The organism is Neglectibacter sp. CSJ-5, assembly GCF_032490475.1.
GTDB classification, from domain to species: Bacteria; Bacillota; Clostridia; order Oscillospirales; family Acutalibacteraceae; genus Hominenteromicrobium; species Hominenteromicrobium mulieris.
This window is the reverse complement of record NZ_JAVYJC010000004.1, coordinates 115,598-141,460: the sequence shown is the minus strand read 5'-3', so window position 1 is coordinate 141,460 and position 25,863 is coordinate 115,598. Positions and strand designations below refer to the sequence as shown.

The window sequence follows — 25,863 nt, the reverse complement described above, 5'->3', positions numbered from 1 at the left end:
CACCAGTCATGATGCACTACGCATCGTACTGGTGGACTTTTTCTGTAAAGATATAAAAATAGATATTCATATATCGCCATAACCAATGTCGTTATCGTAGGCATGAAGATCTTCTTTCAGGAAATCTGCTTTACGAATATACATCGAATTTACCAGCTCTCCTTTTTCGTGGAGCAGGCTGAATTTGTAGTCTAATAATGCTGCCGGTACATAGAGCATTTTAGCCGTTTCAAAAAATGTGTGTTCCGAAAGGCATTCCAGGACTTTCCCATCTTCTAACAGAAGCTCCGCCGCAAAGAAGTTTGCTTCATTTTCTTCGATTGATCTATCATCAAAAACTTCCATTTCTTGAAAGCCGTGCATCATAGCGATTTTTGTATGCAGGACAGCGTGTCCTAATTCATGTGCGACTAATATACGCTCCAGGATACCGTTCACATTGTGATCTATCACGATATTCTTTTGTCTGGACTGGTAATAGAAGAAGCCCTTCAATTTCTTCTGTAAATCGTAATAGTGGATTTTGATACCTAACAGCTGACATAGCTCGTAAGGGTCTCTGGTGTGATATTTTCGCACAAGCTTATCGACAGTTTCAATGATATGCTCTGCCGTTTTCATTTGCTTCACCTCCGAATCGCACACAGAAAACATATTCTGTGCTTGAGGATTTTACTCTTTATCTTTATGCTTTCTGTATTTCTTCGGAGTGTACTTTTCCCGTGCTGTTTTCTTAGAGTCCATATAAACTGACATAATCGCCTGGAAGAATACATCTTTTGCGTCCTCGTCCAATTCTCCACCGGCAAACAGAGAATTTACACGACCCAACACTTCCTGAGCTTCTTTTGCTCCTTTTGAACCGAAGTTTTCCTTTGCCTCTAAAATAAACATATCCTGATCTATATGGCTCTGGCTATCCGTTTCAGATTCGTCCAAAAGATAGGACACAGAGATATGCAGTGCTTCAGCAAGTTTTCTGATGTTGCTTTTTCTGGGGAGTGTTCCGAGCTGCTCATAGGTGTAAAGGGATCTTTCGGAAATGCCGGTCATCTGGGCAAGCTCCGTTTGAGATAGGTTCATAGCCAAACGAGCTTCTTTAATTTTTTCTCCAAATGTCATGGTAGTATCCTTCCTTTCAAAAAATATTTATTCGTAACTTCCGATTATTTGTTGACAAACTTCTGGAAAATGCTATAATAAGAATCATAACAGAAGTTTTAATTCCACTTAATTATATATCGGAACTTTTATAAAGTCAAGAACTTCCGATTTCACTTCTGTTATTTTAATCAAATATCGGAAGTTATAGTCATTCTTGTCCCATGGTATTTGTTTCCCTTTAGCCAAGTGACAGGAGTTAGAAAGGAATTCTTATTTTATGGATTAGGCTGAAAGGAGATTCTGAATGAGCAGATATAATACACAGGTATTAAGCAGTATTCGAATGCTTTGCCGGATGCAGAACATTGACGAGAAGGTTCTGTATGAAAGAGCAAAGCTGATTTTATCCATATATCGAGAGGTGTGCTGGTCTACCATTGATCGTGCGAATGATGTATGTGATACCCTTATTTGTACTTACGGTGACAGCTTAGATGGTGCATTGATTTATCTGGAGAACTTTGCTCCGGATGAAGCGAGAGAACGATTTGAAGAACGCATTCGCAGCTTATTTGAGACAAAGTGGATCATTGAACTGGTAGATATGGCTATGTTGAAAATCAGAGAATATCCAGATAAAGGCGCTCTGTACTGTGAGATTATCTCAAAGGCATATCTCAACCGCTTCAAGTACAGGGAATCAGAAATGCTGGAGGTTTTGAATATGGAACGCAGCACCTACTATGACCGAAAGAAAGAAGCGATACTGTTATTTGGTCTGTCACTTTGGGGAACAGCCATTCCTAAATTGAAAGATTTCCTGGAAAGTGCCCGGGAGGAAGAAGCATTGTGTTATTGTGAATGCTAAGACAGGATTTTAGTCCGACTAAAATCCGATGAAAATACGACGGTTCCCCTACTGAAAGTCCGACTTGTCCAGTGTTAAAATGGCTATGCTGGGAGATAGCGGCATAAAATTGAATAGAGAGAGTTACGCCTCGTGCCTGTAATGGGTACGGGGCTTTTTTTATACCTGCCTATTTTCCCCCATAATTAACACAAAGGCATGAACGAGAGCTTGGAGTAATTTACTCCGGCTCTTTTTTTATGCCTGCAAGGAGGACAGGCAGATGGCAAAGGGTATTGAGAATCGGGCACGATCTCCTCCCGCTGTTTTTGATTTTGCAACTTCACAAATTCAAAAACACGGAGGAACGAAAATGTATTACGACTTGGTTGAAAGCGGAAAAAGAATTAAAGCCTTGAGAAAGGAACATGGGCTTACACAGGAACAGCTTGCGGAGCAGTTAGGTGTTGCCGCAAACACCATTGCACGAATTGAAACCGGCAACAGAGGTATCTCTATTGATTTGGCAATCGAACTGGTTGTGCGCTTTGAGACAACCCTTGATTACATATTTTTAGGTCGTGAATAACCTCAAAACTATACCTACGAGGCAATAAAAACTTGCATGAGGAACAGGTACAATTTAGATACAGCCAAAGAAAATCGGCTGCTTGATCCTTGAAAACTGAATACACAGTCATCGAATACGTTCCTGTTGCCGGTGCGAGAGCATCAGCCACATCAGCGGTACGCCGAGACGTATCGGATAGAGAAACAGAACGACTTTCTTCTATAAATTAAGCGCTTGTCTCTCTCCCGATGCCAGCGATCAATACTGGCTTGTAAATATTGGGTTGCTCCCAATACGGCCATGAAAGCAACAGGATTAAAGATACTTCTCTACGGAGCTGGCGGAGAACCCGGCAGAGGTTAGATTCCTATGGAACTGATTCGCAATCAGTCGTTCGGTGATTCCCTGAGGGCGTAAGCCCTCTTTCCCAGGGGTGCGTGGCAAATATGGGACACATAGACTTTTGGACTGACTGCCTGATTCCTTTCTGGCAGTCAGTTATTACATAGCCAACGAAAGGAGGTCATGGCACATGATGAAAGAAAATTGGGTATATTGCCGTGGTGATATTTATTGCGCCAAGCTGGACCCGGTAGTTGGGTCGGAACAAGGCGGCATCCGTCCGGTTATCGTCATTCAGAACGATACCGGTAATAAACACGCTCCCACATTGATTGTGGCAACGGTCACCACCAGAATCCATAAGAAAGCGAATATGCCGACGCACTTTGTTATTTACGACAATCCTGCATTCAAAGAAGCGTCCGTTGTTCAGCTGGAACAGATTCGTACCATTGATAAAAGCAGGATTGATAATTACTTAGGTAAGGTAACGCCCCGTGAAATGGTAGCGATTGAGAAAGCCTTATCTGTCAGCCTGGCAATGGAACAGCTGAAAAAGCGTTCCCCAAAACATAAAGCAAAGAGAGCGAAGGAGTGAACATAAATGTTTGAAGAAAGAATCGCTGCCATGAATCAGCGCACCGAAGAAGCGATGGCTGCTAACGCAGTTCAGTTTGATAAGAGAACCTATACGGTTGATGAGATTCAGGATATTCTGGGCATCAGCAGAACCAGCGCATACAACCTTGTGAAAAAGAAAGTTTTCCATAGCGTCCGCATCGGTGGCAGTATCAGAATCTCCAAAAAGAGTTTTGATGAGTGGTTGGATCATCAAATGTAAGATTTGTCAAGGGCGTCGTACAACCCGGCGACAAACTTCAAAACATATTGAGAGTTCGATAAAATGTAGCCATGACAAGAAACACATGGCTACATTTTTTACATAGGAGGTTGTACGATGGCGGAAATGAGAAAACGCACGAGTATGTCTGTTCTGGAAATGGGCAGGATGCTCGGTCTTGGTAAAACGGAGTCATACTGGCTCATTAAGAAGAATTACTTCAAAACCATTCTTGTCGGCAACACCATGAGGGTGATGATCGACAGCTTTGAAGAATGGTATGCCAATCAGTTCAAATACCAGAAGGTCGATGGAACCCCTCCCGGCGAGGAATTGAAGAAAACTACATATTCAATGGAGGAGCTTGGACAGCGCCTTGGGCTGAAAGAAGCGACTGCTTACGAACTGGTTGCCAAAGGGCATTTTGATGTGGTCGATGTCCTGGGCAAGCGCAGAGTGACAAAGGAGAGCTTTGAAAGATGGTATGCTTCTCAAACCGATTACCGCACGGTAGAGGATCAGGAACTGGATGCAGATATTATGGCATCCACCTACGGTCTGCCGGAAATGGCAAGAATGCTTGGGGTACATCGTCAGACCATTTACTATATCGTTGCCAATGAAGATTTTGAGCTTATCAAGGTTGGCAGGTATAAGCGAGCTACCAAAGAGAGCTTTGAAAAATGGTATCACAATCAGACCCGCTACCAGTTAGCGGAAGATAGACAGGAAAGGAGCTGATTACATGGCATCTATCGTTAAGAGAAAAAAGAAGTATTCTGTGGTTTATACATACACCGATGAGAACGGCAACAAGCGTCAGAAGTGGGAAACCTTTGAAACGAATGCCGAAGCAAAGAAAAGGAAGTTGCAGGTTGAATATGAGCAGGAGTCCGGAACCTTTATTCCCCCTTCTGCTAAAACCGTCAATGATCTTTTGGATGAGTATATGTCAATCTATGGTGTGAACACCTGGGCGATGTCTACCTATGAAAGCAGAAAGAGCCTGATTGCAAACTATATTCGTCCCCTCATCGGTGATATGAAGCTGGAGGATGTCACGCCGAGAATCATGGACAAGTATTACCGAGATTTGCTTTCTGTCAAAGCGGTTTCTTCTAAGTATGTAAAAGCCCGTACAGAATATCTGACTCCGCATACTGTCCGAGAGGTTCACAAGACATTGCGAAATGCTTTCAATCAAGCGGTCAAGTGGGAATTGATGACCAGAAACCCTGTGGAGCACGCTACGCTGCCGAAAGAAGAACACAAGACCAGGGATATCTGGACAGCAGAAGTGCTCCAGAAGGCTCTGGAAGCCTGTGACGATGATATTCTTCGTCTGGCTATTAACCTTGCCTTCTCCTGTTCCCTGCGAATGGGCGAGCTTCTGGGGCTTACCTGGGACTGTATTGACATTTCCCCCACCAGTATTGAACTTGGTCAGGCAAGCATCTTCGTTGAAAAGGAGTTGCAGAGAGTAAATCGTGAAGCGATGGCAGATCTGGACGGTAAGGACATCATGTTCAAGTTCCCACCGACCTTCGCCAGTACGCATACCGCATTGGTTCTCAAAACTCCTAAGACCAAAACAAGTGTCCGCAAGGTGTTCTTACCGAAAACCGTAGCGGAAATGTTGGTACAGCGAAAGGCTGACATCGAAGAACTGAAAGACCTTTTCGGTGACGAGTTCGTAGACTTCAATCTGGTTTTCTGTTCTTCCAATGGCAAGCCGATTGAGGGGCAGGTTATCAACCGTGCTTTCAATAAGCTGATTGAGGAGAAGGGACTGCCGAAAGTGGTTTTCCATAGTCTCCGACATTCCAGTATCACTTACAAGCTGAAGCTGAACGGCGGCGATATGAAATCCGTTCAAGGCGATTCCGGTCATGCACAGGTCAAGATGGTAGCGGATGTTTACTCCCATATCATCGACGATGACCGCAGACTGAACGCTGAAAGAATGGAAGCTGCGTTCTACTCAGGCAGACAGGCAACGCCTGAGCCGGTTCAACCAGCCGCAACGGAAAGCTCCGCTGATGATAAAGAACTTCTTCTGAAGCTTCTGCAAAATCCGGAAATGGCAGCACTCCTGAAGTCGCTGGCAAAAACATTATAGTAACTGCAAGGGCAGATCCTTTTACATAGCTACAATAGCTGTAAAAGGGTCTGCCCTTATTTTTTTGTTATGGAGGTCAACGAGTATGGATAGAATCTTTATGGACGAGTATTACGAGCATCTGAGAGCTGACAATATCGAGGCATTTTCCAAGGAAAGGAACGACGAATATGTTGGCAGAGCTGAGGAATACAAAGCAGCAAAGTCGGCATTGCTTGAAGGATTGGGACTTGAGCATTTGTTTGACCATAGCCATGAACTGACTCCGAAAGAGAAAGAAATATGGATGCTGTTCGATAGGGTTGATGTAGCAGAGCTTCTTGCAAGGGATGCTTTTGCCAAGGGTGCTTATATGCTCGGCGCTGAGGATAGAGAGATTATGCTGAAATAAAAAAAGACCTGCTTCGGCGGGTCTAAATTACATAGAATCATTGAGTCTGAAAAACCTTTGAAATTCTTAATAATTCTGGTTGAAAAATTCATTTTGAAATGATATATAAAACAGACTGAAATCTGTGTCTAAGGACACCCGCACCCTCACACGAGAATGAATAGGATTTCCTATCATTTCGCATCACGAGAAGTTACATAGTGACATTTACTTGCACTTGCAACGTCCACCAAAAATCGAAAGACTTGCTAATTTCGAGCCAATCGGACGGTGTAAAATCCCTCTGAATTAGCTATCACAGCGTAGTATCAGATGGGATTTGAAATGCTGAAAAACCTTGTATTTCCAAGCATTTTTAAGCATTAGATGCCACTTCCCGATGTCGTATCGGGTCTACTCCTAAGCGTGGGGTCGGAGGTTCAAATCCTCTCTGGGACGCCAGAAAGCACCGCTGCAAGCCTTTTTTCGGGGTTTGCAGCGTTTTTTTGTTCCTCCTTCTCCCGGTAATTTCACTTCCGTTACCGGGAGATTTTTATACGCCGCATGATGTATATTTGCTAATTGGACTCGAACGCTTTTCAGAAATTTGCTAAGAAAATTCTGCGTTTTGCTAATTCGATTTTTCGGATCACTTTGCCGGGGCTTGCGCCGCTATCAGGGCTGCGAGCGCACTTGCCAGCTCCGGCGACTTCTGAAGCTGCTCCACAAGGCTTTCAAGGTCCAGGGTCGCAGGCTCCGATTTTGCCGGTTCCTCCGGCGGACGGACATTGCGGAGATCAGGCTTGGCATAGAAGGCAGTCTCGAATTTCTGAGCATTGACCTTTCTATCCTCGTCCAGAATGTGAGCATAGATACTGGTTATCATGTCGATCTCGGCATGGCCTGTATCGCCCTGGGTGGCTTTCAGATCGCCGTGGTTGAGTTTCAGTTTGTAGGTGGTACTGGAATGACGGAGAGAATGAAAGACCACCTTCGGCAGCCCTGCATCCTCGCGGAGCTTTGCAAACTCTTTGAGGATGATCCGATCCTCGCAGGGGCGGCCATTGGGAAGTGCTACAACCAGATCGAAGTCCTGATACTCGTCACCCAAGAAGCCTTTCAGCTCGTCCTGGGACTTTTTCCATTCTCGCAGAATGTAAGCCAGTGTTTTTGGCAGCCACACCTTACGGATACTGGAATCGGTTTTCGGCTTTTTCAGAACAATTCTTGTGCTGGTGTTCGGCATGAGCGGAGTGAAGATGTAATAGATATCCTTCTCGCCCAGCGTTTCAATCGCCCGTTTGGATGCCCGTGTCAGCTCCTTGTCGATGTAGACATAGGCGTTATCCGCCGCAATATCTTCATCGGAAATATGGACGTTCTCCCAGGTCAGCCCCAGGATTTCACCCATACGCAGAGAGCAGGCAAAGGAAAGGTTCATTGCTACATAGAGCTTGCTGTCCGTGCATTTGTCCAGGGCAAGACGGATCATATCCGCTGTCCAGATATCCCGTTTCGCATACTCTGTTTTCGGGAGGATCACATTGTCAAAGGGATTTCTTGCAATGATTTCCCATCGTACCGCCTGCTTAAACGCACACCGCAGGAGCTTGATGATCTTTTCAATGGTCTTGTCGCTGACATAGGTGGTAACGGCCTTTCGGGTTTTGGTAGACACCGACTTGGTTTTCTGCAAGGTCTGGATATAACCGTCAACCGCACGGGGAGTAACCGCCTGTACCTCCATATCACCGATGATCGGATTGATATAGTTCGCAATCAGCGCCGTTTGGCTGTCATACATAGACACGCCCCATTTCTTTTCTCCGTAAAGAGATACGAAGTCATAAAGGAACTCGGTGATCGTCTGATTGCTTGGAGGGAGGAAAGTTCCCGTGTGCTGCTGATTTTCGATTTCTGCCTTGCGCTTCAAGGCCTCTTTGTGGGTATGCCAGGTTTCCCACTTCTGTTTGGTTTCTCCGTTTTCGTCCACATAGTTGTAAACAACGGAATAGTTTTTCTTTCGCTTGATTATAGATGCCATATCGTTCTTCCTTTCTTGGATCACAGGTCGAGGGAGTCAAGCCACTCGTCAAATGACCGCTTGGAAATGCGTATGGCGTTACCAATTCGCACGATTTTGAAGTGCCCTTCTTTTACAAGGATATATGCAGAAGTTCTTCCGATGCCCAGAATTTGAGCAATATCGTCAACCGTATACGTCCTTCTTTCAGGGGTTTCTTTCTTCGTGCCGTTCCATGTTTGAGACATGAGAACCCCCTTTCAGTTATGAAAAGGAACAGCACGAATATGTGTGGGTAATATAACTTCCACCATTATTTTACCGTGCTGCTCCGTGTTTGTCTGCTGCTAATTGAAAAGTTTACGATCTATCCATAAACTTTCAAAAAAGAAAAGTAGGCTTACGGACGGCTGCTGGCACAGCTCCACGGGAGTCTAACCCCGGCCCATGCTGATGGGTGCGGCGCACAATGCTTTGTGGGCGTTCAATGCGCGAGTATCTTTAACCCTGCCCGTGTGTCATCGCCCACAAGCTGCCACGCTTGCTTTGCGGTCTGGTGCTGTTCGCTCGCTCGTTGCAGTGGTCCCGTCCTGCGGACTTGAAACGAGGTCATGGCGCACCGGCCGTATGGCTCGGCACAAACAGGAATGTATCCGTTTGCCTTATACTGCGGCGTTGGCCTCCCAACGGGCTTTCTTTGTCAAGGTGCTGCCTCCGGTCACGAAAGAGAGAAACAGGGAAAGGGTAAGCTGTTTCCGCTTTCAGACCGGGCTTGTCAGCTCATGCTGACAATGGAATGAATGAGCTTGATCTCCAATCGGCGCTTCATGTACTCGTCCACCCGAACATGGGGCTGGCCGTCAGAATCGTAAAGCGTCCGGGTGCAGAGCTTATTGATATAGCCCTCATAATACCGGAGTACCTGATCCACAGCCTGAGAGTCCCCGTCACGGGCGGCGTCGATTACCGAAAGAGGAAGAAGCTCCTTGCCCTTGTAAGTGGGTTTCTTCATACCTTCAACCTCCCTTCGGCATGAGTGCGGCCAACTTGATCCGCAGCTCGGTCAATGATTTTGCCCTTCGCCGCTGAACGGCGCTGCGAGACATTCCAACAAGGCGGCCAACCTCCTGATCCGGCAGGTCCAGAACAAAATGCAGGATCAAAATACTCTGCTCCTGAACAGACAAACCGGCAAAGGCGTCAGCCACAAGCTCGTTTTCGATATGCAGGTCATACCCGTGGGACGAGAATGTAAATCTGTCACTGGGGTAGTGATCTACAACGCTGAGCTTGTCCATCTCCATCTGCGGAAGGTCGCTGAATGACAGTTCCCTGTCACGGCGCCTCTGCATTTCCCGGAGGTAGTCGATTGCCTCATGGTACAGTACCAGTTTGCAGTAAGCATCGAACTGGCACCGTTCGCCATAGTCATTACGGGGGATCATATCCATCTTTTCACCCCCTTTCCTGGGGGAATGAGGTGGGTTTCTCCCTTTCCGCTAACAAGGCGAACGCAAAGCCGCTCGCTACCCGCTAATAGCCTCCTTTTTGAAAATTTCTCAAAAAATTTTTTCGAGGCGGGCTTGTCCTCGGAAAACAGCAAAAAGCGCCCAGCAAGTCGCAACGGACCTGCTGGACGCAAAAATGTTTTATAAAGAAGATTACTTACATGGTATAGTTCATACTCAAAGCCGGACGACTCCGACGGAGGGGCTACGCTTTTTTTAGCTGGTGCAGATCATGGATACTGCGAAAGAGAGAAAAGGACACGGCAAAATAACCTCCAATCGGCTACCGTGTCCCTGCAAGTCGTCATAGGTTTGTGCAAACGCAAAGAAACGGCGGCTCTGAAAATCAAAGCCGCCGTTTCAAATGGGCGTGTCAAATTGTCTGCTCTACGACGGCTTTTTTTCTTTTGCCGTCGTCCGGCAGATAGATGGTTTGTTTAGTTATGGCTTGCATTACCTATGGGCTGATTTCCAGACATTCCGGCCTGTGTATGCTCGTCAAATTCCTCTTGACTGTATTTCTCGATACCAGTTAATGTTCCGTGATGTTCGCTGTTCAAGTGGCCGTAATCACGAACGGTATAAATGTCTATTGTGCCAACACCACTTCCAAGCGTTCTCATTTCGCCTCGGAATTTTCCGCTGGTGAGGCTTTCACCATTAGAAGTGAGAACATCCCGGAAATAGCGGACTTCCTCACCATTGAAATACCACTGATCTTTTTCGGCATCATAGGTTACTCCAAATGCCTCATACTCTGCAACGAGCTTTGCAGTTTCGCTATCTTCAAGCAGCGTTCCTGCCATAGCAACGGATGTGCTGTTTTTCAACGCCTCAATATCCCGTGCGTCAAATTCCTGTTGGGTAAACTCTTTTAAGCCAATCAGCTTACCCGCCGGATCAACGGAGCCGTCAGCCGCTTTTGAAAAGCTCTCTAAATCCCGTACAGCATACACATCTACTGTGCCGTTCTCATTTAGGAAATCAATACCGGCGGTTTCATTGTTACCGATGGGATAATAGTCCTCAAACCAGCGAACCAAATTCCCATTATAGGTAAGTTCATCTTTGACCGCATCATAAGTCATCCCATATTGTTCATAAGGTGCAAACATTTTTTCTTTGTCTGCGGCGGAGAGTGCTGAGCTGTCCTCGCTGTTTCCCAGCGCCTCAGAGCCGCCAAGAGGTTGACTGATTTCTTCCTTGATAACGGGATTACCTTGTTCCTGGCTATTCTGTGGTGTCGTGCTGCATCCGGCCAAACAGCCTAACAAGAGCATGGACGCAGCGCATAATGCCATTCGTTTCATAGTGTTTACCAATCCTTTCTTTGAATGTACCCTAAGTATAGCAAAGCATTTTGGGATACCTTTGGGATTAGTTTGTGATTTATGTGTAGTTAAAAAAAGCGGCAGGTTGTTCACCTGCCGTTGATTGTCCGCTAAATCGTGAAGAAGAATTTAACACCGTTTTCTGTGTTGCAAGCCTCACAATAGCTGTTATGTTGTTGTAAAATTCTTTGAACCATATAAAGCCCTAAACCGCTGCCGCCTGTTCTTCTACTGCGGGATTGCTCCATACGATAAAAAGCGTCAAACAATTTGGGAATATCATCTTCTGGTATATGTGTACCTGTGTTCTCTACGGAGAACAAAAAGCGTCCGTTGGTATTTTGTAAAATAATATCAACGCTTGCTCCATGCGACGAATACTTTACAGCATTTGAAATCAAATTGGAGAACACCTTTTCAATCAGTAATTTGTTCCCATTGATAAAAGCGGGAGACTGTATAGCAAGATGTATTTGTAGCTCTTTTGTTGCCACTAAATCATCAATCTCCCTCAAATAGCCATGTATCGTGGGAGCGCAATCAAAATGCTCCATTTTGAAATCGACATTGGTTTCCAGCCTTGAAATCGTTAATATTTCCTGCACCATCGTTTCAAGCGTAGTTGCAACTTCCAAGGATCGGGCAAGATACTTTTCGTGGTCTTTATATGCCCCTATACCCAATAGCATCCCCTCTAATTGACCCTTGATAATGGTGATAGGGGTTTTCAGTTCATGAGAAGCGGAAGAAAAGAAATCCTGTTGTGCCCGTTCCAGCGCCTTTTGATGTTCAATATCCTTTTGGAGCTGGAGATTTGCACTTTGCAACTCCTCCAAGGTAGCAGATAGTTTCCGGGACAGCGTATTCAAGCTATTCTCCAGTACACCCAGCTCGTCAGAACGGCGTTCCTCTAGTTGCCATTCCAGCCGCATATCAGACATTTCTTTAGAAATCCGACTGATTTTTAATACCGGGTTTGTAATGATACGAGAATACACCCAAGCAGTTGCCAACGATACAAGGAGAATAACGCAAAACAAAATCGGTAATACGCTTACAAATGATTGCCGCAGTTCTGCGATTTGAGAGGCTTCTCCATAAACTGTTAAAATATATTGGCTATTATCATCTGCAAATGAGAAGTAATAGCTGTTGGATATAATCGGCGCACTTTCATAAGATGCTCCGCCAAGAGCCTCCCCGGTGATCCCATCGTTAAAGCTATTTTGGTTAGACGGTGTTTCCACCAGAACACCATCAGCAGTATAAAGCTCCACCATGCTAATTGTCGTGTTTTGAAGAAACTGATCAAAAAGTCCGCCACTATCCTGCATACGGATATGTTCTAATTCATAAATAAAGTCGCTTGTCTGTTCATCTAATGCCGCATTGAGATTGTTAGAATAGGTTTGAGGCATATACCAAGCCAAAACGCCATAGACAAGAAAGCTCACGCAGAGCAAAACTGCCACAGTCAGAATAAAGACTTTAGCAAACAGACTGCCTTTAATTCTCTTTATCAACTTTATATCCCACCCCTCTGATTGTTTGAATGAAATCTATTCCCAATTTTTTTCGTAGATTTTTGATATGGGTATCAACAACACGCTCGTCCCCATAAAAATCATATCGCCACAGCTTATCCAACAAGTTCTGCCGGGTCAATATCCGGCCCTGATGGGTCAGCAGTTCCCGCAGTATTTCAAATTCCTTTTGTGTCAGTTCAAAATTAGCTCCGTCCACGGTGGCGGTGTAGCTGTCACAGTTCAAAAGCAAATTGCCATAAGTAATGATTTGATACTTTTCATCTGTTCCCCGGTTACTGCGCCGAAGTACAGCCGCAATTTTGCGGAGCAGGACAGGCATAGAAAACGGTTTTGTGATGTAGTCATCCACCTGCAAATCCAATCCTTTAATCTGATCTTCTTCTCCGCTTAATGCGGTTAGCATAATGATAGGAACATCAGATTGCTTGCGTATCAATTCACAGACACCGTAACCGTCAATTTTGGGGAGCATAATGTCCAATACAACCAAGTCATATCGTTGGTCTGCAAATAAAGAGAGTGCCTCGACACCATCATTTGCAACAGCTACTTCATATCCTGCTTCTTGTAAAAAATTCTGTAAAAGTTCTTGAATATCAAAATCGTCCTCAACGACTAAAATCTTTTGCATGGTATCACCTCCAAGGATAGCTTATCACAGGATTTTGTGATTAAAGTGTAGTTTTCAAAATTCTTTTGTATCTTGCGTCAACGGGCTTTTCTGCGTCCTTTGGTATCAACCACATACGGCTGAATTTTGCAACACCCGGTATACGTTTTTCTTCGCACAGCTTTTGAACCCGCCGCTCGGAAATGCCCCACTTTTTTGCCGCTTCTGGGGCAGAGATATATTCAAGCATTTTGCTACCCTCCCGCAAAAATTCCTTTGTCATTATTATATACGGTCAGACGAATGATAGCAATACCGAGACATGAAATATAAAGTGCAGGAAGAATGGATATCACATCATTCCATGTGCAGACTATGAAATATAGAATGTATGTGGGTGATGTTGAATGGCAAAAGTTAAAGACTGCCCTGGCTTTGAAACCTTCGGTGCAGATGTAAAAGAAGCACGGAAGGCGAAGAACCTTGCACGAAAAGATTTAGCCGAAAAGGTGAATATTGATACCAGGTATCTTGCCAACATTGAAAACGAGGGCACGATCCCCAGCCTGCCGGTCATCATACAGCTTGTAAAAATCTGCGGCCTGCCTATGGAAAGATATTTCAATCCAGAGGTCATGCGAGAGGAAAGCGAGCTGCGCCAGCGGGTTGGACAGAAGTTAAAGCTCTGCCCGGAACAGTATTTGCCTATCGTGGAAGGTGCCATTGACGGGGCCTTAAAAATTGAAAAGCCGAATGAAGAAACGGAGGGTGTCTGAACATCCTCTGTTTTTCTTGTTTTGCGGGCATTTTTGGACTTCCGCAACGCTTTATAAGTAGGGATAAGATACGGTAGCAAGCACAGCAAGCGAGTACCCGCTTGCGAATTTTGAGATTTTCAGGTCCCTTGCCCGAAAATTCAAAATTGCTTGTTGGGATAGTCCCAAACCCTTATAAAGAACGGAGGCGGCACATGGCAAATCGAAAACGGAATATCCAAATGAAATTCTATGTTACGGAGGATGAAAAACGGCTCATAGACGAAAAAATGAGCCAGTTACCCAAACGCAGATATGGCGCATATCTCCGCAAGATGGCGATTGACGGATATATCATCTATACAGACACCGCAGATATCAAGGCGTTCACCAAAGAGCTTTCCGCCATTGGTCGGAATATCAACCAGATTACCAAGCGGATCAACGCCGGAGGTCCTGCGTATCAGGCCGACATGGACGAGATACGGGAAAGGCTGGACGAGATATGGCAGTTACAAAGACACATCCTATCAAATCAACGCTGAAAGCAGCCATTGACTATATCTGCAACCCGGAAAAGACGGACGGAAAGCTGCTTGTATCCTCCTATGGCTGCGCCGCTGAAACCGCGGACATTGAATTTGCCTGGACCCGCCGCCACGCCATCGACAAGGGAACGAACCTGGGCCGCCACCTGATCCAAGCCTTTCAGCCTGGGGAGGTCACGCCGGAACAGGCCCATGAGATCGGCATGAAGCTCGCAAAAGAAATCCTGGGCGGCAAGTATGAGTTTGTACTTACCACTCATATCGACAAAGATCATGTTCATAATCACCTGATTTTCAATGCGGTCAGCTTTACGGATCATAAACACTATCATTCCAACAAGCGAAGCTATCACGATATCCGCCGTACCTCCGACCGACTTTGCAAGGAACACGGTCTGTCTGTCATCATCCCAGGACAGGACAAGGGCAAGAGCTATATTGAACATCAGGCTACGCAGAACGGCACCAGCTATAAGGCAAAGCTGAAAGCGGCAATCGACCGACTCCTGCCAGCCTGTTCCGATTTAGAAGAACTGCTTCGTCGCCTGCAGAGAGAAGGCTATGAGATCAAGCGGGGCAAATATATCTCCGCCAGAGCGCCGGATCAGGAACGATTCACCCGTTTGAAAACCCTGGGTGTGGACTACACCGAAGAAGCCCTTGCCGCCCGGATCGCCGGACGATCCAGACCTTCCCACCAACCGAAACGGCAGGACGGAAAGATCAGCCTGCTCATTGATATCCAGAATAACATCAAGGCACAGCAGAGCGCAGGCTTCACCCATTGGGCGAAGCTGAACAATCTGAAACAGGCCGCCAAGACCATGAATTTCCTGACGGAGCACGGGATAAGCAACTATGGAGAACTGGAAAGCGAATTGACCGCAATATCCGCACGCAGGGATACCGCTCATGCAGAGATCAAGCGGATAGAAAGCAGAAGTGCCGAACTTGCCCTTGTGATGAAGCACGCTACCACCTATCGCCAGTTGAAACCGATCTACGACCGTTACCGTAAATCCGGCGATAAGGAAAAGTTTTTGCGGGGGCATGAGAGCGAAATCATCCTTTTTGAAGCGGCCGCCAGAGAATTGAAACGACTGGGGGCTGTGCCGCTGCCGATAACTGAAAGCATGAAAACGGAGCTTGCTAAGCTCAACGCAGAAAAGGAACGGCTCCTTACGGAGTACAAAACCGCAAGAACCGAAGCCCAAGAATACGATACTGTTAAACAGAATGTAGATGCACTACTGACCGTTCCAAAGGAACAGGAACAACAGCGGCGACATGAACTTGAATAATTTTCTCTGAAAGACGCTGGGCACAGCTCCCGGCGTCCTGTATAATGGAACTGCGGAAGGAGGTTTTACCGATGACAAGAAGCGAAGCAATCAAAGCGTTTTTCTTCAAAAGTGTACTGCCCGTGATCGTGGCACTGATCCTGTATTGTATCTTCAAATCCGCCTGCATGAAGAACGGAGAGCTTGACTATGTATGGCTCTGGATACTCTGCGGGCTGCCGTTTGGCCTCCATCGGATGTGCCTCTGGATCGTGCCGGGCGGCGGCTCCCTGGGTGGAGGGATCGCCCTGTTTGCATTGAACTTCATTATCGGTGGTGTGATCGGTGGTTTCGTTCTGGCATGGCGGCTGATCGTGGCGGTGTGGTATGTGCCGCTGACGGTGTACTGGCTGATCGTTGGATGATTTTCTTGCGTCATGGAAATATGGAAAACTGCCGCTCGTGCCGATGGAAAAGCCATTCACAACCTGATGGAAAAAGACAAGCCTTTTCCCACAGGTCTGCAAACAGCTTTCCCACAGCCTCACAATCCTGGCAGTTTACGCACATTCCCATAACGCCTACTACGGCGAAATTTGATTCTCTTATAGAAATAGAAACCCTTTCATGTTAAAATTAAAATACATACTCCAAGGAGGTTGAGGCTCATGGACGAAAATAATTCCATCCAGCTTTTTGAAGATAGAAAAATACGCACCGCATGGGACGAAGAACAGGAAGAATGGTATTTCTCCGTCCAAGATGTAATTGCAGTTTTGGCAGAAAGTTCTGATCCGAAACAGTACATAAAGAAAATGCGTGCCCGTGATCCGGAGCTGTCTGCCAACTGGGGTACAATTTGTACCCCAGTTCAAATGCCAGCAGCAGATGGTAAAATGCGAAAAATCCAAGCAGCCAATACCGAAGGATTGTTGAGAATTATCCAGTCAATTCCTTCTCCAAAGGCAGAACCTTTTAAGCGTTGGTTGGCCCAAGTTGGCCGTGAACGCATCGAAGAAACGATTGACCCGGAACAGGCAATCGACCGTGCATTAGAGACCTATCAGAAAAAGGGATATGATACAGACTGGATTCATCAGCGACTTCTTTCTATCCGTGTCCGTAATGAGCTTACCGCGGAATGGCAGGAGCGCGGCGTACAGCAAGGCAAAGAGTATGCGATTCTCACAGATGAGATTACGAAAGCATGGTCCGGCATGACTACTCGGCAATATAAGAAGCTGAAAGGTCTGAAAAAAGAAAACCTCCGTGATAATATGAGTACGATGGAAATTGTTCTGAATATGCTTGCAGAGGCAACAACCACAGAACTGTCAAAAGCACATCAGCCGGAAGGATTTTCTGAAAGTCAGAAGATTGCCCGTCGTGGCGGCAGCTATGCCGGTCAGGTTCGACAGGATATTGAAAAGGATACCGGGCGACCAGTCATTACATCGCAGAACGCCGCACAGCTTAATGCCGTAGTCGTTGACATGATAGAAAGTGTAGCGGAAACGGAAAAACCTGATAATGACGAAAACAAATAAAAAAGGCGGGAGTACAGCCAATCGGACGAGCCGAAAAGCTGTACTCCCGTTTTATGTGCCAGAAAGTGTTTGAAATCAAGCCTTTTTCTCCATGTGCCAGCAAGCAGACCGACACATGAAAAATCATAAAGGCTCCCTTTGAAAATACGGATACAGGGAATTATTCTGTGTTTTTTCCACCCATATTCTCACAGATTTTAGACCGTTTGGAACTGTAATGCGGACAAGCGACCAGACACGCCCGGAAACTCTGCTTGCAGCCGTGAACACATTTTTTACAGATATGGTTATACTGCCGCCTGCCGTTCTCACCCAAGAAGAACGCCCATTCCAGCCGCCATTTTTTACTTCGGCTCATAGGCAGTCATGCTCCGGTACATCACGACCGGGCTTCTTGCCCTCCGGTGGCTTGTGCTCGGCACACTCCCGTTTGGCATCCTCCAACCGCTCACGGATGGAAGGCTTCTCCGGCGTTGTCCGATCTGCGTACTCCTGGGCTTTTTCCAATTCTTCGCCGCGTCTGCCGTTGTTGATAACGCCGTCGATCATGCCGTAGTCATCCTCCAGCGTCATTTCAGCGGTGCGGAGAGGATTGTCCTTTTCCGGCTGCTCCGCTGCCACGGCAAAGGCCCGTGTGCCGTTTCCCATGATAAGATACTTTCCATCATCGGAAATATGGTGGACGCCGTAACCGGCCGCCTCCATCTGCTCCCGGCTCATAGCCGTCACCTGAAAGCTGCCCCTGGGCGTTTGGATGCGCTCGCCGGTCTCAAAACGGTCTGGCAGATAAGCGAGGTCTTGCTTCTCTGCTGGGACAGGAAGAACAACGATATTGCCATTGATCTGCATAAATCGTTCCGGCGTTTTGAACTGTTCCGTGTATTTCTGAATCAGTTCCGGGGACAGGGAGGCAAAATCTTCCTCACCAAGTCCAACCACCAGGAAAGTCCCTGCTACGATATCATAAATTTCTCCATTTTCATCCCGCAGCCCACGGTTCAGGTCAAGCCCTATGAGCTTTCCTTCATCATTGCAAACCAGCGCCACCGGGTCAGAATAGGGATAAGTTGCGCCAATGTCTCCGCCGACCTCCGCCTGCAGGGAATGAAGATCGGGGGCGATCTCCTTCACATAGGGTTCCTTCATAGGCTCCACTACAAGCACAGTCATCTTTTCCGAGGCAACCTTCTCCGCAGCGGACAGCATTTCATCCGCATGGGACTTCTCCGGGTCATCCAAAGCGGCCTTGACCTCCGCCGGGTCAAAATCAAGAAATTCCTCATAGCCCGTGGCGTCCTTGAATTTTTCAATCTCCGAAGGAAGATAGTCCTCCTGTGTCTGCCCTAACGCCGCCAGCTTTTCATCCAAAGCGGAAATGCGCCCTGCCATCAGGTTTTCGTAAAGTTCTTCCTTTGCGGCGTGCGCCTCCGGGTGCTCCGCTGCATACTGCGGATCGTTCTGACGGAAAAATTCATCCATGTCAAAGGCGATATCCATAGCCCATTCAGATTTTTCTTCTTCGGGAAGATCGTCCTGAAAAGTCATCACCCGGTACTCGTCGGGGATACTGCCGCGCTCACCGTCGTAATACTCATGGAAACTGTCACCCGTATCACGCACATAGCCCTGATCCGTGAAGGTGCCGTTTTCCTCCAACGCAACGTCCCGACCGTAGGCCTCATAGTTGATGTAATTCTGCAAATGCTCTGGCACCTGCATAACGTCCAGTTCTTCGATATAATAGTGGCCCAGATCGTCATAATCCTCGATATTGGGGTAAATCTCATAACAATCCAGATTCTCGGTGAGGTTAATGATCTCCTGCAGGCTGCTGGTATAGTCACCGATCTCCATAGCGGCCTGGAACTTCGCATAGTCGCTCTGGTCCATTTCATCCAGCTTCGACGCCAGATAATTCAGCTCGTCCAGATTCTCATATTCACCCAGCTTACTGTAAAGACCGTCCACATAGCAGTCATAGTCCGTGATGAACCATTCCTCATAGGGCTGGCCGAAGTCATCCTTCTGGCCGATCCCGATCCGCTTAAACACTTCCTTCAATTCCTCGGCGGTGGTGGGAAACTTCACCCACTCGCCCACAAGCTCGCCCTCATTGTACTTCCCAAGATTGGTGATAAAGGCGGCAAAGGGATAATCCTTGTCGTGATCGTAATATGGCATATCAGCACCTCCTTACAGTTCCGGCGCAGACTTTTCCTTGTGGGGCTGCGACTTGTTTTTCTCTGCACATTCCTTCTTGCCCTGTTCCAGCCGTTCCCGGATGGAAGGCTTTTTCTCCGGCTCCGCAGGGCGTTCATGGTTCCACTCGTCGCCGGAGAGAGAAATGTATCCGTGTTCCGTAAAATGGCCCTGTTCCTCCTGCATGGCGTACTTGCCAAACGGAACAGGGTCGATTGCTTTCAAAAGTTCCGGGGGCAGCAGCATATCCATGTGCTGTGCCAGATACCGCCAGCCCAGATCGTTCAAATCGTGGATGTTGGGCTCAAATACGAAATAGTCAATGTTGTCCGTAAACTCCTTGAACTGCTCCGGCGTTGTCAGCTTGAAGGGCGATGCCTGCACCGCCGCCAACAGTTTCCGATCCTCCGGGGAGAGGGCAGCCACCGCCGCCCTCACTTCGGGTAAATGTTCCAAAGTCTTATTTTCTGCCATCAGCACCAACCTTTCTTTTCGGAAATTCCAGCTTGAAATTGATGTACTTACCGCCCGTGTCATCCAAAATCACCGCAGCGTCATAAGCAGCCTGTTTCTTTTCAGACCACATTCCCTTGACATTGGTGCGTCCCTTTTTCAGAAGGTCCGTCGCCATCTTCTTTGTCAGCTCCTTCTTGCGGCTCGTCCAGAAGCGGTCATTTTTCCAGAGGACAAAACCGCAGGACCGATCCGAACAAGCAAAATTCTTCTTGCCCTCATAGACCGGCTGGCCGCAGCGGGGGCAGGTACCGATCACTTCCTTCTCCGGGGCAAACAGCTTTTTGCCGTCCTCGGAAATGCAGGAATAGGTGGACACGATCTCCTGGACCATCATGCGGATACCGTCCATGAAGGTATCCGGGTCAGCGCCGCCCTTTGCGATCTCCGTCAATTTCTGTTCCCATTCCGCCGTCAGCATAGGAGAGGTCAGCGGCTCCGGCAGGATCGTGACAAGGTTGATACCGGCTTTTGTTGGGATCAGGCTCTTGCCCTTGCGTTCCACAAATCCGGCTGCCACCAGCTTTTCGATGATAGCCGCCCTGGTCGCAGGCGTGCCAAGACCTTTTCGCTCCGCCTCGTCTGGAATATCGTCCTTGCCCGCATTCTCCATAGCGGACAGGAGAGTATCTTCTGAAAGCTTTTGTCAAGGGGGTGCATGGATATTTTTCATATTACTTACGCAGATTCTCTCTCTGCTTCTGCCTGAATAATGCGTTTCAATCTGTCCTCAGCAGTCAAACCGCTACTATGGTCAAAAAACACTTTGACTTTATAATTTGTTTTGCCTTGCTTAATCACAAAAACTCCATCCGGTTTATTTTTCTCCGAATGGTTATTTGGGGTGGGTAGTGTACTGTTCACGATATTTGTCATACGATATTCCTCCTAATTAAATGAAAAAAGCCCGACAAGGAAAGGTCTGACAACGAAGTTCCGACAACGGACATCAGAAAACCTTTTTTCTTTATCGGGCGATACTATTTTTTTACTATTTCCTTTTTCTTTATAATATTGGTTGTCATGGTTGTCAGAGAGGGAAAAGTGCCGCAATATCAAGGCTTTCGGGATTTTTGCCCGACAACCAGACCGACAACCGGCTCGACAACCGAAGCGACAACGGGCTTTTATTTTTGCTTCAACCATTCCTCCGGAAGTCCTAACTGTTCCATTTCCTCTGTCGGGATTTCCTGAAAACCATCCATGCTGTTGTCAGGCTCGTTGTCGTTCCTGATACGCTCCCAGCCCTTTTGTCTGCGGTAAGGCTCTGGAAAATATCTCGGATTGCTGAACGCCCTCCAGCCTGTGACAGCGTTATTCATAATGTCGTTGATCTCTCGCAGCTCCCATTGTTTCGGTTCGTCATAATCATGCCCCAGTGCTTCCTTGTAAAGCTGCTTAGAGCAGACTATGCTGCCGGAATAGCGTTCCAGATAGTCTAAAATCTGTCCTGCCTTTGTGTCCTCCGGCATAAAATCCTTTTGGTGGGCTTTCAGATAATCGTTCATAGCCGGACTGAATCTCAGACGGAAATTGCCGCTTCTGTAAATCTCCATAGCTTCTGCCCACATCTGATTGATATACTCTCTGGAAGCCTGTTCATCTGCCAAAATATGAACCTCAGCCCTTTCAGGATAGACCATAACCGGAACGAAGCGGCGGTTGCCTGTTCTGTCAAGGGGAAGAAAGTCAAGGGTATTAGAAGAACCTCCAAACACACATTGTCGTTTTCTGTCTGCCGGATGTGTTTCATAGGGTATCTTATAGGTTTCCTTTTGGCGGCTCAGAAAGGATTTGATTTCTTCAATGCTCTTAGCGTTGGCGGTTGCAATCATTTCCGACATTTCAATAATCCAATGCCCCTGCATTTTGCGGTACACATTTTCATCATCCAGCTTTTTCAAGTCATCAGAGAACCAATCATCATTGACCGCAAGCAAACGGAAGAAAGAGGACTTTCCGGCTCCCTGACCGCCTACAAGACAGAGCATTACCTCAAATTTGCACCCCGGCTTAAAGGCTCGTGAGATAGCACCCAACAGAAACAACTTCAATGCTTCATAGGTGTAATCATCTGTATCAGAACCGAGAAAGCGGTGCAGACAGAAGCGTATGCGTTCCGTTCCGTCCCAGTGTAGGGCATTGAGAAAATCGCAGACAGGGTGGTAACGGTTTTCGTTGGCAATAACCGCAACTGCGTCTATGATTTTCTTCTCTACGGTCAATCCATAGTTTTCTTCAAAATATAGGAGCAGATATTTCACATCTACATCCGTCAATGTCGGGCTGTCACGATACCAGCCGAGGGGCTTCACAATGTCGATTCTTTCGGTCAGAAGATTTTTTCGGATAGCCCCTTTCAAAAGTGGGTCATATTGCAGAACACGCTTATAATTTGCGGCAGTATTATAAACCTTACCTTTCTCGCTCTGCTCTAAGCTGTTTCGGATTTCTTCTACTGTGCATGGTTCTGTCTGCTGACAATTCTGCAATTCGCTGTTCATGTTTTAACGCCTCCTTTCTCTGTTCTGCCACAAGTGCTTTTCGTTCCTCCAATGAACCATACAGAAGAATATCAAGCAGATATTCGATATAGTTCTTCTTATACAGTGCTTCTGCAAACAGGGGACTCCATTCCTCATCCGGCTGTTTAGGAGCGTATTTCTTTTCCCATTCTCTAAGAAGATGAAAATAATCCGTCAGCACCTTGTAGCAATGATTTTCTTCTTTTTGATATTTTTGCTCCGGTGTCGGCTCACGAATACGAGGGCGGACACTGGGCTTTTGTCGGCTGTCATAGTTAAGACCAAAATCTTCAGCAAGTTTAACAGCAGCTTCTCTCAGCCCGATACCGAATAGCTTCGCTGTCAGATCAACAGCGTCTCCGGTTGCTCCGCAGCCAAAACAGTAATAGCGTTCATCCAGCTTCATACTGGGGGACTTATCCGAGTGAAACGGACAACACGCCATACCTGTGCGACCCACTTTCAAGCCATAGGCTTCTGCGGCTTGTCGGGCAGTAACATTTTCTTTTACAACTTCAAATACATTCATGTGACTCCTTTCCTGAAACGAAAAAAGCACCTGTCATTTTCAAAGTGAAAACAGCAAGTGCTTTAGAGTTCCATATCCTGTTTTTTGCTTTTCGCCTGATTTGTCCGGCTGACTTCACGCTCTGCAATTTCTTTCTTTTTGCGGCTCAACTGCTCTATAATGGAACTTTTGGCTTTCTTCTTAATTTGCTCCGTTCCGGCTTTTTTGACCTCCGGTTTCATCAGCGTAGTTTGGATTTTCTGAATGGTTGATTTCATAGCATTTGTGATTCTTGCAATCACGCCATCCAATCGTTTCGTTGCATACTCGATTTCTTTCTTTGAAGCCTTACGCTCAGGGGAGAGAACCCACGCTTTAGACTGCTCCACAAGCTTAATATCCTCCTTGTGCGTTTCCAGTTTCACAGTATCAGCAACGACCTCAACCGCCTTGTCATAGGCAATATCAGCAACCTCATCCACCAGAGCTTCCACATCCTCAATCTTCATCGTGAGTTCTTCCAACTTTTGCTCCTGTGCTGCCAGTTGCTCCTTTTGCTTGAAAAGAATATAGTCCTGTTTTTCCAGATAAGCACGACCACCATATTCTGGTTCTTCTTCCAGTTGTAAGCCATGCTTTTTCGCCACATCAAACAGAAGCACTCGACAGGCTGAATCGAAAGTCATCTTGCGGTTGTTTTTTCTTCCGACCGGCTTCTCCGGTTCCGGCAGTTCAAACCCCAGTGCTTCCAAAGCCTTTTCCTGTTGTGGGGCAATCTCCCCATATTGATTTTCACAGTCGAACACATGACGCTCGTGAATATGAGGGGTGCTTTCATCCAAGTGCAGCGCCCAATTCAGGATATGGACATGAGAGCCGAAACGCTCATTTACGATTTCCATAAATTCTGTGACAATCTCAATGAGCAGTTCCGGTGGAACATGATTATCAAGTGTTCCAATCTGATAGACCGTTTCCTCTGGACAGGTCTTTTTGCTTTTGAGCAAATCACCGGTTTCCTTATTCCTTTCAGGGTGTCGGTTCTTCACATTTCTTTCGTTCTGTCCGGTCACAAATTCACGATACCGCTGACGATAAAAAAGCTGTTCCACATCTTCAAAAGTGGCAGACAGTTCATTTTCCTTTTCGGGATTTTTGAAATTGAAGCCATTGTAACAGTCCCAATAGAGATTTAGTTTGGCTCGTTCTTCGTCAATGTGTTCGCTGTTGGCAATGTCAAAACTGCGGTCATTGTGCTTCGGATTATAAACGCCATTCTTTCCGGCTCGTCCATTGTGTCTTGTTAATTTCACATGAGTTCCTCCTTTTCTTTTTGATTTCCCCGACAGGGGAGAAGGGCAGCGAAGCTGATTCCTTGCGGCTTTCTGCGTCAAGTAATACCCAGTACTAAGTGGCGAAACGCCACTTAACTGGGCAAGGCTGCCGCCCTTGACCTGCACAGGGGTATTGCATTCCCTGTACCCATGCACAAAGGGTTGCACCCTCCGTACTCCCGCCCGAACAAACTGACTTCGCCCTGTCCCAAGCTCCGTCAGTTCCTTCGGTTTTACAAAACAGTCCACCGGACTATTTTGCAAAAAGAAAAACCGACGCATGATCGCTTTACGCTCAATACATCGGTTTCTTCATCGGACCTTGACGGTCATATTCAGTTGTGGCAGATTACAGATAATCTGCAAATAGATAAACAAAACTCACTAAATCCTTAAAATTCAATTTCCATCGTTTCATTCTTTCCATACTCAAGAGCATCACAACGGCAAATATTATTTTTCTTAATATTTATCTCGTCACTAAAAAATAATTAAAAATGTCTGATTTTGAAACAGGCTTATTGCTACTTGCCTAATGTAACAATTAAAAGCTCAGGAGTATTGTTAATTCGCACAGGAATGATGGAATTACCCAATCCACGACTTACTACCATATCAGTTTTTTCTTTGTGATAAACACCTTCTGTATACTTTGGAAAAAATCCCTGATTAGGAGCAATTAAACCACCAATGAATGGAATACGGATCTGCCCACCATGAGCATGACCTGCTAATACCAAATCAGCACCCAATGCAACATAATTATCAAAGAGTTCAGGTCTATGGCAAAGAACGATATTATACATTTTCTTGTCCAACAACGGCTCCATTTTTGTCTCTACAATTGCCCCTTGAATACCACCCATTGTATCTCGCTCAACAAAATCTGGATCTTGAATACCTATAATGTTAATATTTGAATTTCCTTTTTTTATAAGTTCACATTTATCGTCCATTATATGAACTCCTGCATCAAGCAGTAGTTTATGCAAATCATCATAATTATCAAGCCAAGCTTCATGATTTCCAGTAACATAGTAAATCGGGGCTATATCTCTGGCTTCGTAAATAAATTTCTTTGCTACACCGAAATCTGTGTGAGAAGAATCCACAAAGTCACCTGTTATCACAATTATATCAGGTGCTTCTTTTTGTAGCTGCTCAGTTAATTTTCCATTCCAATCATGGTTGTGTAGGTCTGACACAACAGCAATTTTATACCCATAAAAATCTTTGGGAATTTTGTCATTTATAATGGAGAGATGCGTTGAGGTAAAATGCATATTCGTCCAAAATATCCAGCCAATTAGTACAACTAAGATAATCAAAATTAGCACAATCAAATTTCTTCGTTTGTGTTGCCCTCCAACTACTATTTTCATAATTATCCTCCTTTGAATTAACTACAAATGGTGCCACTGCTTATTCAGTAGTGACACCA

29 protein-coding genes and 1 pseudogene are annotated in these 25,863 nt (G+C 46.2%); 12 read left to right on the top strand and 18 right to left on the bottom strand.

The window, feature by feature from the left end:
• Nucleotides 1-66: 66 nt before the first annotated feature.
• Together R2K26_RS09545 and R2K26_RS09540 are read right to left on the bottom strand one after the other, a co-directional pair.
• Nucleotides 67-621 (bottom strand): ImmA/IrrE family metallo-endopeptidase, encoded by a 555-nt coding sequence (locus R2K26_RS09545; RefSeq protein WP_002304410.1) that lies wholly within the window; start codon nt 619-621, stop codon nt 67-69.
• A gap of 51 nt (nt 622-672) precedes the next feature.
• Nucleotides 673-1,122, bottom strand: coding sequence for a helix-turn-helix domain-containing protein (locus R2K26_RS09540; protein WP_002304411.1), 450 nt, complete (start codon nt 1,120-1,122; stop codon nt 673-675).
• Between the two features lie 286 nt (nt 1,123-1,408).
• Here R2K26_RS09540 and R2K26_RS09535 point away from each other — a divergent pair, with 286 nt between their 5' ends.
• From R2K26_RS09535 to R2K26_RS09505, 7 genes are all read left to right on the top strand, one after another.
• Nucleotides 1,409-1,972: a hypothetical protein gene (locus tag R2K26_RS09535; protein WP_002304412.1), complete on the top strand. Its 564-nt coding sequence runs from the start codon at nt 1,409-1,411 to the stop codon at nt 1,970-1,972.
• 262 nt (nt 1,973-2,234) lie between these two features.
• Nucleotides 2,235-2,540: a helix-turn-helix transcriptional regulator gene (locus R2K26_RS09530; RefSeq protein ID WP_002304413.1), complete on the top strand. Its 306-nt coding sequence runs from the start codon at nt 2,235-2,237 to the stop codon at nt 2,538-2,540.
• Between the two features lie 514 nt (nt 2,541-3,054).
• Nucleotides 3,055-3,462, top strand: a complete 408-nt coding sequence (locus R2K26_RS09525; RefSeq protein ID WP_002578938.1) for a type II toxin-antitoxin system PemK/MazF family toxin — start codon at nt 3,055-3,057, stop codon at nt 3,460-3,462.
• A 6-nt stretch (nt 3,463-3,468) separates the two neighbouring features.
• Nucleotides 3,469-3,705, top strand: coding sequence for a helix-turn-helix domain-containing protein (locus R2K26_RS09520; RefSeq protein ID WP_002304418.1), 237 nt, complete (start codon nt 3,469-3,471; stop codon nt 3,703-3,705).
• 117 nt (nt 3,706-3,822) lie between these two features.
• On the top strand, nt 3,823-4,446 hold the full coding sequence (locus tag R2K26_RS09515; protein ID WP_002304420.1) for a helix-turn-helix domain-containing protein: 624 nt from the start codon (nt 3,823-3,825) through the stop codon (nt 4,444-4,446).
• Nucleotides 4,447-4,450: 4 nt separating this feature from the next.
• Nucleotides 4,451-5,824, top strand: coding sequence for a tyrosine recombinase XerC (gene xerC, locus R2K26_RS09510; RefSeq protein WP_002304423.1), 1,374 nt, complete (start codon nt 4,451-4,453; stop codon nt 5,822-5,824).
• A gap of 85 nt (nt 5,825-5,909) precedes the next feature.
• A complete protein-coding gene (locus tag R2K26_RS09505) occupies nt 5,910-6,215 on the top strand; it encodes a hypothetical protein (RefSeq protein WP_002304425.1) in 306 nt (101 codons plus the stop codon).
• Nucleotides 6,216-6,843: 628 nt separating this feature from the next.
• On the opposite strand, the gene xerC (R2K26_RS09500) is transcribed toward R2K26_RS09505, so the two are convergent.
• From xerC (R2K26_RS09500) to R2K26_RS09465, 8 genes are all read right to left on the bottom strand, one after another.
• Complete coding sequence (gene xerC / locus R2K26_RS09500) at nt 6,844-8,238, bottom strand: tyrosine recombinase XerC (RefSeq protein WP_186292809.1); 1,395 nt, start codon at nt 8,236-8,238, stop codon at nt 6,844-6,846.
• Nucleotides 8,239-8,258: 20 nt separating this feature from the next.
• Nucleotides 8,259-8,465 (bottom strand): helix-turn-helix domain-containing protein, encoded by a 207-nt coding sequence (locus R2K26_RS09495; protein WP_005541444.1) that lies wholly within the window; start codon nt 8,463-8,465, stop codon nt 8,259-8,261.
• Between the two features lie 527 nt (nt 8,466-8,992).
• Nucleotides 8,993-9,229: a helix-turn-helix domain-containing protein gene (locus tag R2K26_RS09490; RefSeq protein WP_021738107.1), complete on the bottom strand. Its 237-nt coding sequence runs from the start codon at nt 9,227-9,229 to the stop codon at nt 8,993-8,995.
• A 4-nt stretch (nt 9,230-9,233) separates the two neighbouring features.
• Nucleotides 9,234-9,668, bottom strand: a complete 435-nt coding sequence (locus tag R2K26_RS09485) for a sigma-70 family RNA polymerase sigma factor (RefSeq protein ID WP_162226066.1) — start codon at nt 9,666-9,668, stop codon at nt 9,234-9,236.
• A gap of 494 nt (nt 9,669-10,162) precedes the next feature.
• Entirely contained in the window at nt 10,163-11,035 is an 873-nt protein-coding gene (locus tag R2K26_RS09480) for a hypothetical protein (protein ID WP_316520024.1), read from the bottom strand.
• 131 nt (nt 11,036-11,166) lie between these two features.
• Nucleotides 11,167-12,579, bottom strand: coding sequence for a HAMP domain-containing sensor histidine kinase (locus R2K26_RS09475; protein ID WP_316520022.1), 1,413 nt, complete (start codon nt 12,577-12,579; stop codon nt 11,167-11,169).
• A complete protein-coding gene (locus R2K26_RS09470; RefSeq protein ID WP_173737156.1) occupies nt 12,563-13,234 on the bottom strand; it encodes a response regulator transcription factor in 672 nt (223 codons plus the stop codon). The genes R2K26_RS09475 and R2K26_RS09470 overlap by 17 nt, the downstream gene beginning before the upstream one ends.
• Before the next feature lie 40 nt (nt 13,235-13,274).
• Nucleotides 13,275-13,463, bottom strand: a complete 189-nt coding sequence (locus R2K26_RS09465) for a helix-turn-helix domain-containing protein (RefSeq protein ID WP_173737155.1) — start codon at nt 13,461-13,463, stop codon at nt 13,275-13,277.
• Nucleotides 13,464-13,620: 157 nt separating this feature from the next.
• Here R2K26_RS09465 and R2K26_RS09460 point away from each other — a divergent pair, with 157 nt between their 5' ends.
• From R2K26_RS09460 to R2K26_RS09440, 5 genes are all read left to right on the top strand, one after another.
• On the top strand, nt 13,621-13,989 hold the full coding sequence (locus R2K26_RS09460; RefSeq protein WP_021738115.1) for a helix-turn-helix transcriptional regulator: 369 nt from the start codon (nt 13,621-13,623) through the stop codon (nt 13,987-13,989).
• 194 nt (nt 13,990-14,183) lie between these two features.
• Nucleotides 14,184-14,513 carry a plasmid mobilization protein gene (locus R2K26_RS09455; protein ID WP_316520014.1) on the top strand — a complete coding sequence of 110 codons (330 nt, stop codon included), beginning with the start codon at nt 14,184-14,186 and terminating at the stop codon, nt 14,511-14,513.
• Nucleotides 14,474-15,817, top strand: coding sequence for a relaxase/mobilization nuclease domain-containing protein (locus R2K26_RS09450; RefSeq protein WP_316520012.1), 1,344 nt, complete (start codon nt 14,474-14,476; stop codon nt 15,815-15,817). Before R2K26_RS09455 ends, R2K26_RS09450 begins: the two co-directional genes overlap by 40 nt.
• 71 nt (nt 15,818-15,888) lie before the next feature.
• Nucleotides 15,889-16,221 carry a DUF6050 family protein gene (locus R2K26_RS09445; protein WP_316520010.1) on the top strand — a complete coding sequence of 111 codons (333 nt, stop codon included), beginning with the start codon at nt 15,889-15,891 and terminating at the stop codon, nt 16,219-16,221.
• Nucleotides 16,222-16,464: 243 nt separating this feature from the next.
• Complete coding sequence (locus R2K26_RS09440) at nt 16,465-17,343, top strand: Bro-N domain-containing protein (RefSeq protein WP_316520009.1); 879 nt, start codon at nt 16,465-16,467, stop codon at nt 17,341-17,343.
• Between the two features lie 354 nt (nt 17,344-17,697).
• On the opposite strand, the gene R2K26_RS09435 is transcribed toward R2K26_RS09440, so the two are convergent.
• From R2K26_RS09435 to R2K26_RS09400, 8 genes and pseudogenes are all read right to left on the bottom strand, one after another.
• The gene (locus R2K26_RS09435; protein ID WP_316520006.1) at nt 17,698-19,524 is read right to left on the bottom strand and encodes an antirestriction protein ArdA; all 1,827 of its coding nucleotides are present in this window, start codon (nt 19,522-19,524) and stop codon (nt 17,698-17,700) included.
• 12 nt (nt 19,525-19,536) lie between these two features.
• Nucleotides 19,537-20,016 (bottom strand): hypothetical protein, encoded by a 480-nt coding sequence (locus tag R2K26_RS09430; protein ID WP_316520004.1) that lies wholly within the window; start codon nt 20,014-20,016, stop codon nt 19,537-19,539.
• Nucleotides 20,003-20,692, bottom strand: a pseudogene (locus R2K26_RS09425) (DNA topoisomerase); the annotation flags it as partial. The pseudogene R2K26_RS09425 and the gene R2K26_RS09430, both read right to left, overlap by 14 nt.
• A gap of 41 nt (nt 20,693-20,733) precedes the next feature.
• On the bottom strand, nt 20,734-20,931 hold the full coding sequence (locus tag R2K26_RS09420) for a hypothetical protein (protein WP_005335835.1): 198 nt from the start codon (nt 20,929-20,931) through the stop codon (nt 20,734-20,736).
• A gap of 251 nt (nt 20,932-21,182) precedes the next feature.
• A complete protein-coding gene (locus tag R2K26_RS09415; RefSeq protein WP_110437423.1) occupies nt 21,183-22,559 on the bottom strand; it encodes a virulence-associated E family protein in 1,377 nt (458 codons plus the stop codon).
• A complete protein-coding gene (locus R2K26_RS09410) occupies nt 22,471-23,109 on the bottom strand; it encodes a CHC2 zinc finger domain-containing protein (protein ID WP_110437422.1) in 639 nt (212 codons plus the stop codon). The genes R2K26_RS09415 and R2K26_RS09410 overlap by 89 nt, the downstream gene beginning before the upstream one ends.
• 62 nt (nt 23,110-23,171) lie before the next feature.
• Entirely contained in the window at nt 23,172-24,704 is a 1,533-nt protein-coding gene (locus R2K26_RS09405) for a serine/arginine repetitive matrix protein 2 (protein WP_172594837.1), read from the bottom strand.
• 242 nt (nt 24,705-24,946) lie between these two features.
• Nucleotides 24,947-25,804, bottom strand: a complete 858-nt coding sequence (locus tag R2K26_RS09400; RefSeq protein WP_097780881.1) for a metallophosphoesterase — start codon at nt 25,802-25,804, stop codon at nt 24,947-24,949.
• Nucleotides 25,805-25,863 lie beyond the last annotated feature (59 nt).

Bases quoted from the DNA above. Each gene is read 5' to 3' on its own strand.
- R2K26_RS09430 (WP_316520004.1), bottom strand. From the start codon at position 20,016: ATGGCAGAAAATAAGACTTTGGAACATTTACCCGAAGTGAGGGCGGCG.
- R2K26_RS09485 (WP_162226066.1), bottom strand. From the start codon at position 9,668: ATGGATATGATCCCCCGTAATGACTATGGCGAACGGTGCCAGTTCGAT.
- R2K26_RS09410 (WP_110437422.1), bottom strand. From the start codon at position 23,109: ATGAATGTATTTGAAGTTGTAAAAGAAAATGTTACTGCCCGACAAGCC.
- R2K26_RS09415 (WP_110437423.1), bottom strand. From the start codon at position 22,559: ATGAACAGCGAATTGCAGAATTGTCAGCAGACAGAACCATGCACAGTA.
- R2K26_RS09460 (WP_021738115.1), top strand. From the start codon at position 13,621: ATGGCAAAAGTTAAAGACTGCCCTGGCTTTGAAACCTTCGGTGCAGAT.
- R2K26_RS09520 (WP_002304418.1), top strand. From the start codon at position 3,469: ATGTTTGAAGAAAGAATCGCTGCCATGAATCAGCGCACCGAAGAAGCG.
- R2K26_RS09540 (WP_002304411.1), bottom strand. From the start codon at position 1,122: ATGACATTTGGAGAAAAAATTAAAGAAGCTCGTTTGGCTATGAACCTA.
- R2K26_RS09490 (WP_021738107.1), bottom strand. From the start codon at position 9,229: ATGAAGAAACCCACTTACAAGGGCAAGGAGCTTCTTCCTCTTTCGGTA.
- R2K26_RS09445 (WP_316520010.1), top strand. From the start codon at position 15,889: ATGACAAGAAGCGAAGCAATCAAAGCGTTTTTCTTCAAAAGTGTACTG.
- R2K26_RS09545 (WP_002304410.1), bottom strand. From the start codon at position 621: ATGAAAACGGCAGAGCATATCATTGAAACTGTCGATAAGCTTGTGCGA.
- R2K26_RS09465 (WP_173737155.1), bottom strand. From the start codon at position 13,463: ATGCTTGAATATATCTCTGCCCCAGAAGCGGCAAAAAAGTGGGGCATT.
- R2K26_RS09505 (WP_002304425.1), top strand. From the start codon at position 5,910: ATGGATAGAATCTTTATGGACGAGTATTACGAGCATCTGAGAGCTGAC.
- R2K26_RS09420 (WP_005335835.1), bottom strand. From the start codon at position 20,931: ATGACAAATATCGTGAACAGTACACTACCCACCCCAAATAACCATTCG.
- R2K26_RS09455 (WP_316520014.1), top strand. From the start codon at position 14,184: ATGGCAAATCGAAAACGGAATATCCAAATGAAATTCTATGTTACGGAG.
- R2K26_RS09535 (WP_002304412.1), top strand. From the start codon at position 1,409: ATGAGCAGATATAATACACAGGTATTAAGCAGTATTCGAATGCTTTGC.
- R2K26_RS09440 (WP_316520009.1), top strand. From the start codon at position 16,465: ATGGACGAAAATAATTCCATCCAGCTTTTTGAAGATAGAAAAATACGC.
- xerC (WP_002304423.1), top strand. From the start codon at position 4,451: ATGGCATCTATCGTTAAGAGAAAAAAGAAGTATTCTGTGGTTTATACA.
- xerC (WP_186292809.1), bottom strand. From the start codon at position 8,238: ATGGCATCTATAATCAAGCGAAAGAAAAACTATTCCGTTGTTTACAAC.
- R2K26_RS09435 (WP_316520006.1), bottom strand. From the start codon at position 19,524: ATGCCATATTACGATCACGACAAGGATTATCCCTTTGCCGCCTTTATC.
- R2K26_RS09530 (WP_002304413.1), top strand. From the start codon at position 2,235: ATGGCAAAGGGTATTGAGAATCGGGCACGATCTCCTCCCGCTGTTTTT.
- R2K26_RS09525 (WP_002578938.1), top strand. From the start codon at position 3,055: ATGATGAAAGAAAATTGGGTATATTGCCGTGGTGATATTTATTGCGCC.
- R2K26_RS09495 (WP_005541444.1), bottom strand. From the start codon at position 8,465: ATGTCTCAAACATGGAACGGCACGAAGAAAGAAACCCCTGAAAGAAGG.
- R2K26_RS09515 (WP_002304420.1), top strand. From the start codon at position 3,823: ATGGCGGAAATGAGAAAACGCACGAGTATGTCTGTTCTGGAAATGGGC.
- R2K26_RS09470 (WP_173737156.1), bottom strand. From the start codon at position 13,234: ATGCAAAAGATTTTAGTCGTTGAGGACGATTTTGATATTCAAGAACTT.
- R2K26_RS09405 (WP_172594837.1), bottom strand. From the start codon at position 24,704: ATGCGTCGGTTTTTCTTTTTGCAAAATAGTCCGGTGGACTGTTTTGTA.
- R2K26_RS09450 (WP_316520012.1), top strand. From the start codon at position 14,474: ATGGCAGTTACAAAGACACATCCTATCAAATCAACGCTGAAAGCAGCC.
- R2K26_RS09400 (WP_097780881.1), bottom strand. From the start codon at position 25,804: ATGAAAATAGTAGTTGGAGGGCAACACAAACGAAGAAATTTGATTGTG.
- R2K26_RS09480 (WP_316520024.1), bottom strand. From the start codon at position 11,035: ATGAAACGAATGGCATTATGCGCTGCGTCCATGCTCTTGTTAGGCTGT.